Source organism: Paraperibacillus marinus (assembly GCF_046237605.1).
Lineage (GTDB): Bacteria > Bacillota > Bacilli > Bacillales > DSM-1321 > Paraperibacillus > Paraperibacillus marinus.
Map to the genome: position 1 here is coordinate 3,551,611 of NZ_CP143542.1, position 13,211 is coordinate 3,564,821.

The following is a 13,211-nucleotide window of genomic DNA, read 5'->3' on the forward strand; positions in this document are numbered from 1 at the left end:
GCGGGGCTGTTCTTTTTATAACGGCAGACTGGCTGCCAGGCTGTTATACAGCTTAAGGAGCAGAAATGCCGCACCCAGGAGCAAAGTCGACCAGCACAGAGTATGAAAGAAGATCATGCCGAAAAGCCCAGTGATTGTCATGGAAGGACTGGTTTTATAGACTAAATAGATAAAAGCCGTGAGAGTGGTGCCCCCGAAGATAATGGCAATCCCAGGAATCCATGATGCACTCAGCAGGGAAAGGAGACCGCCGCCAAAATAAATGACCGACGAAAGCCGGATATTCTTTAAGACATTTCCTTCTGCATCCCTTGAAAAGAAAAGCAGCGAAAGCTCAAGGATCGTCGCGGAAATCAGTTTCAATGCTGAGAAGAGCATAAAGAAAATCAGCAGGAACAGGACCAGCAGCGAAAGCCTGATTCCCGCCGCCGAAAAAAATTCTCTCATCCCGGAGTAGAGGCCTGCTCTCTTCAAGAGCTGCAATGATTGTGTCTGCATATACACAGAGAGGGAAAGACTGAATAAAATTATCGACAATAAAGGAAAATAACCAGTTAAGTATGTATTTCTCATTCTCCTGCCTCACACCATCTGTCTAGTTCTAAATTGTGTTCATCGTTATTTTAGTTTAATAACGGCGAGCGTGCAACGGGAAATGCAGATAAGCCGGTCTTCTTCATCCTTTATGTTGATTTCCCAAACCTGTGTGGACTTTCCATGATGAAGCACGCGGCCGTACGCCATGACTATTCCATCCTTCTTGCCCCTGACGTGGTTTGCGTTGATCTCAAGGCCGACAACACCTTCTGTTTCCTTGTCCACCAGGTTATAAGCACCGATGCTGGCCACCGTCTCAGCCAAGGCAACAGAGGCGCCTCCGTGCAGAAGTCCAAAGGGCTGGCGGGTTCTTTCATCAACCGGCATCGACGCCCTTACAAATCCGGGTGAAGCCTCCTGAATTTCAATGCCGAGTGTGTTGATAAGTGTATTTTCCAAGTCCATTCCTATTCCTCCCATACATCATGAATGATTGCCGGCGATTGCCGCTCCAAAGAATATTTCCCCTGATCGGGCGAGCCCTAAATGAATGGCAGGCCCGTAATGAGCCTGCTTGTCTATTCATCGCTGATTTTTCATTTGTTAATAGTATCCGCCCGGGACTGCCCCATAGCCAGGGACTCCCCCGTAGCCGCCATAAGCCCCATAACCTGGATAAGGTAAGGCCGGTGCGGCAGGGTAAGCGGGTCCAATAAATGGATATGGTCTTGGCCGCAGGATTGCGCTCCCAATCAGGCCGCCGACAAGGCCGCCCAGAAATGGTGCGCCAAAACCCCAGCCCGGCCCTCCATAAAAAGGGCCTCTGCCATAGCTGCCACCGCCATAAACCGGTCTATAGCCCACAAGAAAAACCTCCTCTTCTTTCGCCTTCTTTGTACACTATTACATATGCGCCAAGTACAGGAAGTGAGTGGGCTGAAAGGGGCCGGCAGCACAGATTAGACTTGGTCTGATCAGGATTCCTGCTGGGCGAAGCGCTCAACAAACAAGGCAAGAGTCCTTGTCATAACACCGGTTGCCCCTGAAGTGCCAAGTTCTGTATCTTTCTTGGCGGTAGCCGTTCCTGCGATGTCAAGATGCACCCATGGTGTGTTCTCTGCGAACTCACCGACAAAAGCCCCGCCCATGATGGCATGCCCTTCACGTCCTGGAGAGTTGTTAAGGTCGGCAATCTTGCTGTTCCTTACCCGCTTTTTGTCTTTTTCAGTGATTGGGAGGCGCCAGACAGGCTCCCCTGATTCAGCTGAGGCTTCCAGTATCTGTTCAAACAAGGCTTCGTCGTTTGTCATGGCTCCTGTCATATCTGATCCAAGGGCAATGACCACACCGCCTGTGAGGGTAGCTATGTCTACGATATACCCCGCCCCATGCTGCTTGGCATATGTCACCGCATCAGCCAGGGCAAGCCGGCCCTCTGCGTCTGTATTCAGTACTTCAATCGTTTTTCCACTCATGGATGTAATAACATCATCCGGCTTGAATGCTGTTCCGCTTACCATGTTATCGGTGGAAGCAATGACGGCCACTACATTCTGTTCCGGCTTCATTTCCCCGATAATTTCCATGGCCCCAAGAACTGCGGCCGCCCCTGCCATATCCGTCTTCATTCCAACCATGCCCTCGCGCGGCTTCAAGGAGTATCCGCCTGTATCGTAAGTCACGCCTTTACCGACAAGCCCGATTACATTAGTCCAGTCTTCTTTTCCCTGATATTTCAGTACAATCATACGAGGCTCTTCAGTTGAACCCTGGTTGACCGCCATTAGGGCACCCATGCCAAGCTTTTCAATTTCTTCCCGGCCAAGAATTTCTGTTTCAAAGCCGTATGTTTCCCCAAGGTTTCTCGAATATTCAGCCAGGTCAGTGGCTGTCAGCATATTGGGCGGCAGGTTCACAAGGTCTCTCGCCGAATTGGTGGCCCGTCCGTATACATGGCCTACTGTAAGTGCCGCCTTAATTTCATCGCTGTCTTCAGAAGTGTATACCCGGATTTCTTCAATTCTTTTTTCCGGTTCGTTTGGCTTCTGCTTATAGCCTTCGAACTTATAGCCGGAAAGAGCAAAGGCTTCACTGATGGCATGTGCGGCATCTGCAGCTTCCAGTCCTTCTGCCGTAAAAGTATCAAGATCCACCGAAACGGAAGTAAAATGGGAGCCTTTCAGCTCTTTGAATGCTTTTCCACATGCTTCCCGAAGCAGATCAAAGGTAATTTTCTTTTCTTTTCCAAGCCCTACGAAAAGCAGCCTTTTAGCGCCCAGCTTCCCAAGTGTATGTATTTTGCTTACCGACTTGGCCTTGGCGGATATTTCCCCTTCTTTTATAAGCGAGGCAAGCTGTCCGTCAAGCTCCTGGTCACAGGTTTCAGCAGCTCCGCACAGCTTATGCTGATTATCATATATCCCTATAATTAAGCAATCATGGACCTGTCCAATATCTAAGTTATTATGTACATGAAACATAAAAGCACCCCCTGCATAGTATCAACCTCATTATACTAAATTTTTCATTTATTTCGAATTGAAAATTTTACATTAGCTAAATAATTTCACTCCTTTTTACAATCCAACGTGAGCTGTAGAAAATTAATATGATGTTTAGCTTTCTTTTGATTGGTTTAAAGGAATACTATAAAGAAAATATTTTAGTTGTACTATTAGTGCGAAATATATGATATTAAAGGAGACGCTTATGGACTTATTATGGAATTTTCCCCTGCTGGCTGCACTTGCCGCTATTTTTTTCGCGCAATTTGTAAAGGTGCCCATCCAGTATATCGCCCTGAGAAAATGGGATTGGTCTTTATTAAACAGCACAGGCGGAATGCCGAGCTCCCACTCTGCTGCAGTGACTGCACTGGCAACAGCAGTGGCGCTGGAAAGCGGCCTCGATTCTACTGTATTTGCGGTTGCTGCCCTTTTTGCCATCATCACCATGTTTGATGCGACAGGGGTGCGCAGGCAGGCAGGCGAACAGGCTGCAGTCCTGAATAAGCTGGTGACCGATTTCGGCAAGTTCACCGCCGAAGCTAAGAATTGGCCTCAAAAGGGCCCGAAAGAAAAGCGTAAAGAATTAAAAACACTTCTCGGCCATAAACCGATTGAAGTATTTTTCGGGGGGCTGACAGGCATCATTCTAACGCTGATCCTAGATATGATATTTAGATGATGAGGGAGACAGGATGAAATTAATTTCGATTTGCCCAAGCAACACCGAACTTTGTGCATTCCTAGGCATCGAGGATCAGCTGGCTGCCATTGATGATTATTCAGACTGGCCTGCTTCCATTACCCGCCTTCCCAGGCTTGGTCCTGATTTATCCATTGATATGGATAAGCTGGAGAGCATGGAACCGGATCTAGTTCTGGCTTCCTTGAGTGTTCCTGGAATGGAAAAGAACATTGCTGAATTAGAAAAAAGAGAAATTCCCCACATAGTGCTTAATCCGCAGTCCCTGTCCGACATTGCCAGGGACCTGGAAAAATTGAACGCGCTGGTTCCTGCTGAGAATGCGGAAGACAGAATTAGAAGCTATCAGTCACTTATTGCAGAAATGAAGGAAATCTCCCAGTCTGTTCCTTACCGGCCCTCCCTATATTGGGAATGGTGGCCAAAGCCTATCTTCACCCCGGGCGCCCTCAATTGGCTGACAGAAATAAGCGAGCTGGCAGGAGGTGTCAATACTTTCCGTGATGTAGAGCTTGCCAGTGTCCAGACAGACCCTGAGGATGTGCTTGGGAGGAACCCCGATTATATCTGCCTTGCCTGGGTCGGTGTTCCCTCCCGGAAAGTCCAGCCGGCAGTCGTGAAAAAGCGGCCTGGGTGGGATTCAATGCCGGCCGTGCGGGATGACAAGATTCTTATCCTTGAAGAGCCGCTGTATTGCCGGCCTTCTCCCCGCTTACTGGATGGTCTTGTAAAGCTTGCCGGAATTCTGCATCCTGATCTATACCGCGGGGTGGATACCCGCAGTCTCTGGAAGTAAATGAAAGGGAGCGTGCCATGGCACACTCCCTTTCGCTTATGTTATTGATTTTCCTTATTTATGTATGATTGGCGGAATACCTGAAGATTTTTATCTTCATTCAAGGCCTTCAGCCTGCTCTCAGAGAGTCTTCCCTTCCCGCGTTCGATAATGTAGACTTCAAGGGTCTTCTTCCCCCAGTGTGTATACACATCCTCTACTGTGTTAAAAAAAAGATCCAGTTCTTTTCCCTTAATGGCTCCTCCCTTGTCGGCAACCACCCCATATCCATAACCGGGGATGAATAATATGGTTCCAAGGGGAAACACGTTTAAGTCAGCCGCAACCGTGGAGAACAAATCACGCTTAACCTTAACTCCAGAATATGTAATGCCAAAGCTTGGACTGCCTTTTGTTTTACCCGTGGATTCAAAGCCGGCTGTATAGCCGGTGGCAGTCACCGTAGCCTTCGGATACTTCGTCCAGTCCTGATCCTCGAGGACCGGAGATGACTTTGCTTCTGCTGTAACAGGAGCGGCCTTCAAGGCATCCGGCACGAATTGCTTGATGGTTTTATTGCCCAGGCCGAGATACCGGGATAAAATAGAATGAGATCCCGGGGCACTGCCAAGGACCAGTTGTTCAGCCTTTATGCCTGTAAGGCTGTAGAATGTAGAGTGTAAAGCAAAGATCAGCAGGCAAAGCAGTGCTGCCCGCACGAAAAGCTTTTTTATATTTATCAAGAAAAATTTCACTCCTCTCTCCCTTATTACTTCCCAATCTGAAAGGAAATATTCCAATTTGGGAAAAACAATAAGATAGAAGGAGTATCAGTACTTCTGAAATTTGGCAAATGAAAAAAGCCTGGTTAGGAGAATTCCTAAACCAGGCTTTTGATTAAAACATTCTATAACCTCTCTGGCGCAGCATCCGAATGGTGACCCCGGCCATGGCCGCTCCAAGGAAGCCGCAGGAAAGAATCAGGATATCTGCAAAGTGCAGTGACAGGATTTTATCCCAAAGTTTTGGGAAAGCCGTACCAGGCTGGCTGAAATAAGCTGGGACTTTCTGGTCATTTATGAACAGCGCTGCAATGATCGGATAACAGATGGCAACTACCCACGTTTTCCTCAACAGCATATTTAAGATGAACCCAATGCCGAACAACAATACAAAGAATAGAAGCATAGATATGATTAGAATGGCTATATTCACGATTTTCTGCCCTCCCCAGACGCATCAATATAAGTTTACTTAAAGACCATCCCGGCGTCAATAACTCAGAAAGGGACTTCTTTGCTGCTTCAAAAAAAAAACTCCGCCAAGTTAGGGGGAGTCAGCATGCTTCTTTTTTTCCTTCCCGCTTCCGTTGCAGCAGGCGCAAGTTTCAGAACCGCCTAATAGCAGCTGGAAATATCCCTTCCCAGAGCAATATGAACATTCGGTTTGATTTCGCTTCATTCTTCATCTCTCCTTAAAAAGTAATTTGTTAGATACTATAACAGGTTCCATTATTAAGACAAAACTCTATTTTAGGGCGAATTCCTCCATGTAAACGGATACATCATCTCTTATCTTTCATATTCGAAGTCTTGGTTAAAAATTCAGAATATTTAAACTAAATGACTTTTTATCGATAGAAACGAAAAAAAGGCTGCCATAGGCAGCCTCATAAAGGTTGATTATAGGAATTTGAATTTTCCTTTTTTAAGGGTAAGGCCCACTCCGCCAATCATGAACAGAGCACGGTTATCAACCATTTTTTTCATGATAGATGCTTTTGTTCCTGTAACCTTCTTACCGAATACAACACCGATTGCATCGTCTTCACCCAGCGAGCAGACAGTCCCTTTATTATCGAAATGGAAAGTATCAAGGTTTTCCTGCTGGCGTACAAGCGCAGTAATGTTCTTCGCCGTAAGCTCCCCTTGCTGCATGGCAATTTGAGCTGTAGGAGGATAAGGGCGGTTGATTTCTTCATTGATGACCAATGAGCTGTCACCGATGATGAAAATATCTTCATGTCCCGGCACACGCAGGGTAGGATCTACCTTAACGCGTCCTCTCATCGCTTCAATTCCCGATTTTTCAATGACGGAGCTTCCACGGACGCCGGCAGCCCATACAACTGTACCTGCCTTGATTTCTTCCACTTCTTCTTCGCCCTTCCCGACGATGATGCCTTCCGGGGTAGCTTCTTTGATGGCAGTGCCAATCTTGAATTCAACACCCTTTTTCTCCAATTGGGAAACAGCATAGCTTACTAGTTCGGGGTCAAAGCCTGGAAGAACCATAGGAGCTGCTTCCACACATATGATGCGGACCTTATGATAGTCTACATCAAATTCTTTGCAAAGCTCCGGAATACGGTTAGTCAGCTCGCCAAGAAATTCAATACCAGTGAAACCGGCACCGCCGACAACAATTGTCAGGCGCTCATCTTTTTTCACAGGTTCATTATGGTAGGTAGCGAATTGATATTCAATATGCTCCCTGATCTGGCGCGCGCTGTTTACGTTAGAAATTGTGAATGCATGTTCCTTAAGTCCCTGAATGCCGAATGTCTCAGGCTCTCCGCCAAGGGCAGCCACCAGGTAATCATAGCTAACTTCGCCATTCTCAAGGATGACAACTTTTTCTTCTGTCTTAATTTCCACAACAGCGTCCTGGATAAAATCAACTTTGTTCTTATCAATAACATCACGGATATCATAGCGTACACGATCCGGGCTCAGCGTACCCGCTGAAGCCTCATGAAGCCAAGTCGTTTCATAATGATAATCATTTTTGTTCACTAATACGATATCTGCTTCGTTGACTCCAAGGGACTTCTGCAGTCTTGTAGCTACCATCAAACCGCCGTATCCAGCTCCGAGGATTACAATTTTAGGCTTTTTCACTAGTATCAAATCCACCTTTTTATATATATATAGTTAGTTTCTTATGTGCCAAATCACAACAAATCATACTTATAATTTCATTATACTATAAACCTTAAGTTTGTGATATAATTCACGAACTAGTTCAAAAAAATGTTAGAGATTTGTCACAGAATGTTAACATTATCCTAAAGACCATCTTATTCTTTTTGAGCAGACATTTCAAGTCAAGATACCCTGTTTTCCGCGGTTATTTTTAAAAAATCCTCTTCAGCCATCATTCACCGCAGACAGGTGCCGCCCGTTAAAAATTGATTAAATATTCTGTTTGTTCACTATTTTCCTTCATCTTTTTAAGGCTGTGACGGGACTATCAAAATTGTTTTGTGTTAAAATAGTAAAAGATTTTATTTCTTTGGGGGGTTAATGTGTGAAAGAGAACGAAACTGTATTTGACATAACGATCATTGGAGGCGGGCCAACCGGGCTTTTCACGGCTTTTTACGGCGGGATGCGCCAGGCTTCCGTTAAAATTATAGAAAGCCTTCCGCAGCTTGGCGGACAGTTATCAGCCCTTTATCCGGAAAAGTATATCTATGATGTTGCGGGCTTCCCAAAGGTTCGGGCCCAGGAACTGATAGACAACCTGAAGGAACAGATGGCAAAGTTTGAACCTGATGTCTGCCTCGAACAGGCAGTTGAAAAGGTGGAAAAACAAGCGGACGGTATTTTCAAGATAACGACCAACAATGAGATCCACTACACCAAAACCATTATCATCACAGCCGGGAACGGCGCATTCCAGCCGCGCAGGCTGGAACTTGAGAATGCCCGTGAATATGAGAGCAAGAATCTCCATTATTTCATCGATGACCTTAATAAATTTGCCGGCCAGAAGGTTGTTGTTTTTGGCGGCGGGGATTCTGCCGTTGACTGGGCGCTTATGCTCGAACCCATCGCCGAAAAGGTGACGATCCTCCACAGGAGAGATAAGTTCCGTGCCCACGAGCACAGCGTGGAAAACCTGATGAATTCTAAGGTCGAGGTCATGACTCCTTACATCCCTTCGGAAATCATCGGTGATGAGAATGGCATAAAACAGGTAATCGTAGAGAGCGCCAAGGGCGAAGAGAAAGAAGTCCTCGATGTGGACGCCGTTATCGTAAACTACGGATTTGTATCCTCCCTTGGACCGATTAAGGAATGGGAGCTTGAGATTGAGAAAAACTCCATTGTGGTGAACTCTAAAATGGAAACCAATATCCCGGGCATCTACGCTGCAGGTGATATCTGCACATACGACGGCAAGGCCAAGCTTATTGCTACAGGATTCGGTGAAGCACCGACAGCCGTCAATAATGCCAAGGCTTATATCGATCCTAAAGCACGTGTCCAGCCGCTTCACAGCACATCCTTATTCTCATAAATCAAAGCCGCCAGACAGGCGGCTTTTTTTTCGCGGACTGCCTGCTGCCCTGCAGCATGAAATGAAAACAGCGCCCCTTAACCGTTTGAAGGCAGGAGGCGCCGCAATCTATAGATTCGATGCGTACTTTTTCAGTTCCTGGCTCATGGCCTCAATCTTTCCAATGAAATCTGAGATTTCCTCGGTGGATGCTGCCTGTTCGCTCCCCACCATGACCACCTTGTCGATTGAATCGGTGATTTCTATCATGGATTTCCGGATACTGCTCAATGTGGTACGGATCTTTTCTGTGGAAGATAAGGTCTCATGGGAAAGCTTCCTGATTTCGTTCGCGACCACGCCGAATCCTGCTCCCTTATCCCCTGCCCTCGCAGCTTCAATCGCAGCATTTAAGCCCAGCAGATTCGTCTGATCGGCGATGCGTTTAATGAATGTAAGAACTTCATCGGTATTATGTACTTCTTTTGAAGCCTGGCTGGATTGTGCTAAAAGTTTATTGGTTATTCCCTCCAAGTTTTCAGCTCCATTTGAAATGGTTGATATCCGGACGTTCGCCTTTGATATGGAGCCGGCAATCTGCTCCGAAATATCCCTCAAGGCCCTTTCATTCTGTTTCTCCAATTGAATCGCAAGAGCCCCAATGACTTTTCCATCCTGCAGAATCGGTTCTGCCAGTCCTGTGAAAGGCACTCCAAAGAACTCTTCCGTAATCTCCTCTTCTATCCGTATATTATTCTTGATGCAGCCAGCCAGGGGCTCATCCGGGTTGATCTTCCTGCCTGGCTTTACTCCTATATTGATTTTCCTGCCAGGTAAATACATCAGCCATTCTTCCGTATTGGTCAAACCTATCGATACATCCGGAAGCATGGAATGGATAAGCGGGATCATTTGACTGAAAGCGGAGAGAGTATCATCGAGCCGGTCAATTTTTGTCATATTTACACCCTTTTCAAAAATTAGTACTTTTATTCTAGCACTTTTTTCCTACCCGCTTCACATTTTTATTTATTTTTCTGAATTCTTATTTATACATCTGCTGTCTTCAATAAAAGGCGAACAGGAAAATTCCCCGCCCTGTAATTTGCGTACAGAACGGCCTGCCTTCTTTCGAGAAAAAAAATACCCTCTCGACTAGTCACTCCTTAAAGGCTGACGTTCGAGAAGGCTTATAAGACTTTCCAGTTTGCAGGTAATACTTGTCACCTATTTCCGGCTGATTCTGTCATTAGCACTCTTCCGGCTTCCCCGCATTTACAGCGGTGCGGAAAGATGAACCGCATCCGCAGGCAGCGATGGCATTCGGGTTTTCTATGGTAAATCCTCCGCCCATAAGAGATTCCTTATAGTCAATGACCGTCCCGTTAAGGATCGGGGCACTTTCTGTATCTATCAGCAGGGTTAGCCCATGCTGTTCGAGTCTGGTATCGGAAGCTTCTATTTCATGGGCAAATCCCATTCCATAAGAAAGGCCGCTACATCCACCTCCATTGACAGATACGCGCAGATAGGCACCTTCTTCCTCATTGTGTTTCATCATGTCCTTGACATGGAGTGCCGCAGCTTCAGTAAGGGTAACTATATTACTCATTGTATTCCCTCCTTTTTTGATCATTTACTTATTATAGTATATCCCAATAAAAATATGGTGCAAAACCTTGTGCTTTAGATAATTTTGTTAAAGACATAGCAATTTTACATAGGACCTTTATAATAAGTATATATACCTAATAAAACATAGGATGTGATGTGAATGGAGACCCTTTCGCCGTATTTCCCGCGTAACCTGACCTGCCCATTATGCGGAAAAACATTTCAATCATTGAAGACTCGGTCAAAATTCGTTGGAGTGCTCAGGTTTGAGACAGACTTCCAGCCCATTTATTCCAATCCGGAAGTAAATCCTTTGTTATATAATATTGCCGTGTGCACCCATTGCGGGTATTCTTTTTCAGATGACTTCTCCCCTTACTTCCCGCCGGGGACAAAGCAGGTTCTCCTCGATAAAGTGGCAAACCATTGGGTCCCCCAGGACCTTGGCGGCATGAGGACCATCAGCGAAGGTATAAAAGCGTACAAGCTTGCTGCCTACTGCGGGGGCTTAAAACAGGAGAAGCATGTGACCATGGCCGGCATTTACCTGCGGACAGCCTGGCTTTTTCGCGGGACAAACCAAGGGCAGGAAAACCGGTTCATGAAACTTGCTGCCAATGAATACGAAAGATCTTACATGGCTGATGACTTCAAGGGCACCAAAATGTCAGAAATCCGGATTTACTATATGATTGCTGATTTGTCCAAGAGGACAGGAGACCTTTCAAAAGCAGCCCAATATTATTCGAGGGTCATTGAAAGACAGAGAAAGACGGATGAGGCAGGGATCATAGAGCTTGCCAAGGAAGGATGGGCTTCCGTCAGAGAGCTGAAGACCGTATAAGGCAAAAAGGAAATCCTGCAGCGGATTTCCTTTCGGCTTTTTTAGAACATAGGGTTTTCTTCCAGGTAAATATATATATTTTCAATGAGTTCGTCCGGTGTATCACCCTGGACCACATCGCCGTTAACCAATGCAAAATGACTGCTGGCACACTTGCCGCAGTATCCGAGGCAGCCATACTCCACAATATCAAGATCAGGGTCTCTTTCCAATTTCTCCAGAGCCTCCTGTGAGCCGCTTGCCAGATTGCTTATACAGAATTCTATAATAGGCTTCATGCTTTCACCTCACTATATTAATTATCCTACCTCTTTTCCAAAGAGTCAATTCCCCCGGCTGGATGAAAGAGTTTTCCCGGCCGCTTTCTGGGTAGTAGAAATAAAAGGGGCATGGCATATCTAAAGAAAGCGGCCCAGTCATTCCAACCGCATTCAAAATTGTGTAATTACATAATTCTATTGTGATTTCCTTCTAATTTCGCTATACTTTTAATGGTATTTAAATATAACATTATGAACCTTTCAAATGATTATTTCTATTAATGTGACTGCATCCGGTTTCAATTTGACCTAGTGAGACTCTGCATATGCAAGGTAAGCGCTTTTACAAAAGTCAGGAGCTATATTGAGGCAAAAGGGGTTAATGAACATGAAAAACTTAGTAATACTCGGCGGAGGCTATGGCGGCATGAGAATTCTTCAAAGACTTCTACCGCACCACCTGCCTGAAGATACAGCCATCACTTTAATTGACCGTTCTCCTTACCACTGTCTAAAAACTGAATATTATGCATTAGCCGCAGGAACCATTTCCGATCAGGATGTGCGTGTATCCTTCCCAGAGCATGAGCGCCTGAATATCCGTTACGGGGAAGTTATAGAAATCAGCCTGGAAGAAAAGAAAGTGTACCTGAAAGGCACAGAGCCCATTGCCTATGACGACCTGGTTATAGGGCTTGGGTGTGAGGATAAGTATCACAATGTCCCAGGTGCGGATGTGCACACGCTCAGCATCCAGACAATCGGAAAATCCAGGCATACCTATCACACCCTGAGCAGCCTCGCTCCAGGTTCAAGAGTCGGCATAGTTGGTGCCGGCCTAAGCGGTGTTGAGCTTGCCAGTGAGCTGAATGAAAGCCGCCCTGATTTGACGATCGTCCTTTTTGACCGCGGAGAACATATCCTCTCAGCCTTTTCTGAGCGTCTGAGCAAATATGTACAAAATTGGTTCACGAGGCATAATGTCGAGATCATCAACAGAGCCAACATCACGAATGTTGAAGAAAAAACTCTTTACAATCATGATGAACCCATCCCATTTGATGCGATCGTCTGGACCGCCGGGGTTCAACCGAGTAAAATAGTCCGGGACCTTCCGGTAGAAAAGGACCGGCAGGGCAGGGTCGTCCTGACTCCCCAGCACTTCATCCCTGGACATGAGGATGTATTTGTAGTGGGAGACTGTGCTAGCCTCCCCCTTTCCCCGAGCGCACAGCTTGCTGAGGAACAGGCGGAGCAGATCGCAGAAATACTTAAAAAGAAATGGGCAGGAAAGCCGCTTCCGGAAACAATGCCGCAGATCAAGCTGAAAGGCACAATGGGCTCCCTAGGAAGCAAACACGGTTTTGGTTTGGTCAATGACACCCCTATCACCGGGCGTGTCGCCAGGCTGATTAAATCAGGGATACTCTGGATGTATAAGCGCCATAACACTTGATTTTTTATTAATACACGAAAAAGACCCGCAGCTGCCGGGTCTTTTTCATTGGCTGTTTTCGTAAACATTGCGGTTAATGACCAAGAAAGTTGATTTCCGCTGCAGGTAATCTATGGGAGCGGGACGTGCGCAGGAGCCTCCCCGGCTTTGCCGCATAGGTCTCGCACCTTCCGCTCCAATAAACTTGTTAAATTTATCTCCTAAAGTACTGATTAAAAACAACTATCTTTTAGA

At 46.1% G+C, this 13,211-nt stretch carries 16 protein-coding genes; 5 read left to right on the forward strand and 11 right to left on the reverse strand.

Annotation, left to right across the window (positions count from 1 at the left end; all coding sequences use genetic code 11):
- Positions 1-15: 15 nt before the first annotated feature.
- From V1498_RS17945 to V1498_RS17960, 4 genes are all read right to left on the reverse strand, one after another.
- The gene (locus V1498_RS17945) at positions 16-447 is read right to left on the reverse strand and encodes a DUF5366 family protein (protein WP_409295122.1); all 432 of its coding nucleotides are present in this window, start codon (positions 445-447) and stop codon (positions 16-18) included.
- A gap of 171 nt (positions 448-618) precedes the next feature.
- On the reverse strand, positions 619-1,002 hold the full coding sequence (locus tag V1498_RS17950) for a hotdog fold thioesterase (RefSeq protein WP_409295123.1): 384 nt from the start codon (positions 1,000-1,002) through the stop codon (positions 619-621).
- A 138-nt stretch (positions 1,003-1,140) separates the two neighbouring features.
- Positions 1,141-1,401: a hypothetical protein gene (locus tag V1498_RS17955; protein ID WP_409295125.1), complete on the reverse strand. Its 261-nt coding sequence runs from the start codon at positions 1,399-1,401 to the stop codon at positions 1,141-1,143.
- 110 nt (positions 1,402-1,511) lie between these two features.
- Complete coding sequence (locus tag V1498_RS17960) at positions 1,512-3,017, reverse strand: leucyl aminopeptidase (RefSeq protein ID WP_409295127.1); 1,506 nt, start codon at positions 3,015-3,017, stop codon at positions 1,512-1,514.
- A gap of 229 nt (positions 3,018-3,246) precedes the next feature.
- On the opposite strand from V1498_RS17960, the gene V1498_RS17965 reads away from it, so the two are divergent.
- Positions 3,247-3,723, forward strand: a complete 477-nt coding sequence (locus V1498_RS17965; RefSeq protein WP_409295129.1) for a divergent PAP2 family protein — start codon at positions 3,247-3,249, stop codon at positions 3,721-3,723.
- A gap of 13 nt (positions 3,724-3,736) precedes the next feature.
- Positions 3,737-4,540, forward strand: coding sequence for a cobalamin-binding protein (locus tag V1498_RS17970; protein ID WP_409295131.1), 804 nt, complete (start codon positions 3,737-3,739; stop codon positions 4,538-4,540).
- A gap of 41 nt (positions 4,541-4,581) precedes the next feature.
- On the opposite strand, the gene V1498_RS17975 is transcribed toward V1498_RS17970, so the two are convergent.
- The 4 genes from V1498_RS17975 to V1498_RS17990 all read right to left on the reverse strand — a co-directional run bounded on the left by V1498_RS17975 (position 4,582) and on the right by V1498_RS17990 (position 7,419).
- Positions 4,582-5,262: a 3D domain-containing protein gene (locus V1498_RS17975; RefSeq protein WP_409295132.1), complete on the reverse strand. Its 681-nt coding sequence runs from the start codon at positions 5,260-5,262 to the stop codon at positions 4,582-4,584.
- Positions 5,263-5,416: 154 nt separating this feature from the next.
- Entirely contained in the window at positions 5,417-5,737 is a 321-nt protein-coding gene (locus V1498_RS17980; RefSeq protein WP_409299347.1) for a YuiB family protein, read from the reverse strand.
- Positions 5,738-5,845: 108 nt separating this feature from the next.
- Positions 5,846-5,980 carry a YuiA family protein gene (locus V1498_RS17985; RefSeq protein ID WP_409295134.1) on the reverse strand — a complete coding sequence of 45 codons (135 nt, stop codon included), beginning with the start codon at positions 5,978-5,980 and terminating at the stop codon, positions 5,846-5,848.
- Positions 5,981-6,201: 221 nt separating this feature from the next.
- Positions 6,202-7,419 carry an NAD(P)/FAD-dependent oxidoreductase gene (locus V1498_RS17990; RefSeq protein WP_409295135.1) on the reverse strand — a complete coding sequence of 406 codons (1,218 nt, stop codon included), beginning with the start codon at positions 7,417-7,419 and terminating at the stop codon, positions 6,202-6,204.
- A 409-nt stretch (positions 7,420-7,828) separates the two neighbouring features.
- On the opposite strand from V1498_RS17990, the gene V1498_RS17995 reads away from it, so the two are divergent.
- Positions 7,829-8,824, forward strand: a complete 996-nt coding sequence (locus V1498_RS17995; protein WP_409295137.1) for an NAD(P)/FAD-dependent oxidoreductase — start codon at positions 7,829-7,831, stop codon at positions 8,822-8,824.
- A 108-nt stretch (positions 8,825-8,932) separates the two neighbouring features.
- On the opposite strand, the gene V1498_RS18000 is transcribed toward V1498_RS17995, so the two are convergent.
- Positions 8,933-9,763: a methyl-accepting chemotaxis protein gene (locus tag V1498_RS18000; RefSeq protein WP_409295138.1), complete on the reverse strand. Its 831-nt coding sequence runs from the start codon at positions 9,761-9,763 to the stop codon at positions 8,933-8,935.
- A 289-nt stretch (positions 9,764-10,052) separates the two neighbouring features.
- On the reverse strand, positions 10,053-10,415 hold the full coding sequence (locus tag V1498_RS18005) for a HesB/IscA family protein (RefSeq protein ID WP_409295140.1): 363 nt from the start codon (positions 10,413-10,415) through the stop codon (positions 10,053-10,055).
- Positions 10,416-10,577: 162 nt separating this feature from the next.
- On the opposite strand from V1498_RS18005, the gene V1498_RS18010 reads away from it, so the two are divergent.
- Positions 10,578-11,261: a DUF2225 domain-containing protein gene (locus tag V1498_RS18010; RefSeq protein WP_409295142.1), complete on the forward strand. Its 684-nt coding sequence runs from the start codon at positions 10,578-10,580 to the stop codon at positions 11,259-11,261.
- 41 nt (positions 11,262-11,302) lie between these two features.
- Here the strand turns inward: V1498_RS18010 and V1498_RS18015 are convergent, their stop codons facing one another.
- Positions 11,303-11,539 (reverse strand): YuzB family protein, encoded by a 237-nt coding sequence (locus tag V1498_RS18015; protein ID WP_409295144.1) that lies wholly within the window; start codon positions 11,537-11,539, stop codon positions 11,303-11,305.
- 370 nt (positions 11,540-11,909) lie between these two features.
- Here V1498_RS18015 and V1498_RS18020 point away from each other — a divergent pair, with 370 nt between their 5' ends.
- On the forward strand, positions 11,910-12,977 hold the full coding sequence (locus V1498_RS18020; protein ID WP_409295145.1) for an NAD(P)/FAD-dependent oxidoreductase: 1,068 nt from the start codon (positions 11,910-11,912) through the stop codon (positions 12,975-12,977).
- Positions 12,978-13,211: the final 234 nt, after the last annotated feature.

Bases quoted from the DNA above. Each gene is read 5' to 3' on its own strand.
- V1498_RS17945 (WP_409295122.1), bottom strand. From the start codon at position 447: ATGAGAGAATTTTTTTCGGCGGCGGGAATCAGGCTTTCGCTGCTGGTC.
- V1498_RS17950 (WP_409295123.1), bottom strand. From the start codon at position 1,002: ATGGACTTGGAAAATACACTTATCAACACACTCGGCATTGAAATTCAG.
- V1498_RS17960 (WP_409295127.1), bottom strand. From the start codon at position 3,017: ATGTTTCATGTACATAATAACTTAGATATTGGACAGGTCCATGATTGC.
- V1498_RS17965 (WP_409295129.1), top strand. From the start codon at position 3,247: ATGGACTTATTATGGAATTTTCCCCTGCTGGCTGCACTTGCCGCTATT.
- V1498_RS17970 (WP_409295131.1), top strand. From the start codon at position 3,737: ATGAAATTAATTTCGATTTGCCCAAGCAACACCGAACTTTGTGCATTC.
- V1498_RS17985 (WP_409295134.1), bottom strand. From the start codon at position 5,980: ATGAAGCGAAATCAAACCGAATGTTCATATTGCTCTGGGAAGGGATAT.
- V1498_RS18000 (WP_409295138.1), bottom strand. From the start codon at position 9,763: ATGACAAAAATTGACCGGCTCGATGATACTCTCTCCGCTTTCAGTCAA.
- V1498_RS18005 (WP_409295140.1), bottom strand. From the start codon at position 10,415: ATGAGTAATATAGTTACCCTTACTGAAGCTGCGGCACTCCATGTCAAG.
- V1498_RS18010 (WP_409295142.1), top strand. From the start codon at position 10,578: ATGGAGACCCTTTCGCCGTATTTCCCGCGTAACCTGACCTGCCCATTA.
- V1498_RS18015 (WP_409295144.1), bottom strand. From the start codon at position 11,539: ATGAAGCCTATTATAGAATTCTGTATAAGCAATCTGGCAAGCGGCTCA.
- V1498_RS18020 (WP_409295145.1), top strand. From the start codon at position 11,910: ATGAAAAACTTAGTAATACTCGGCGGAGGCTATGGCGGCATGAGAATT.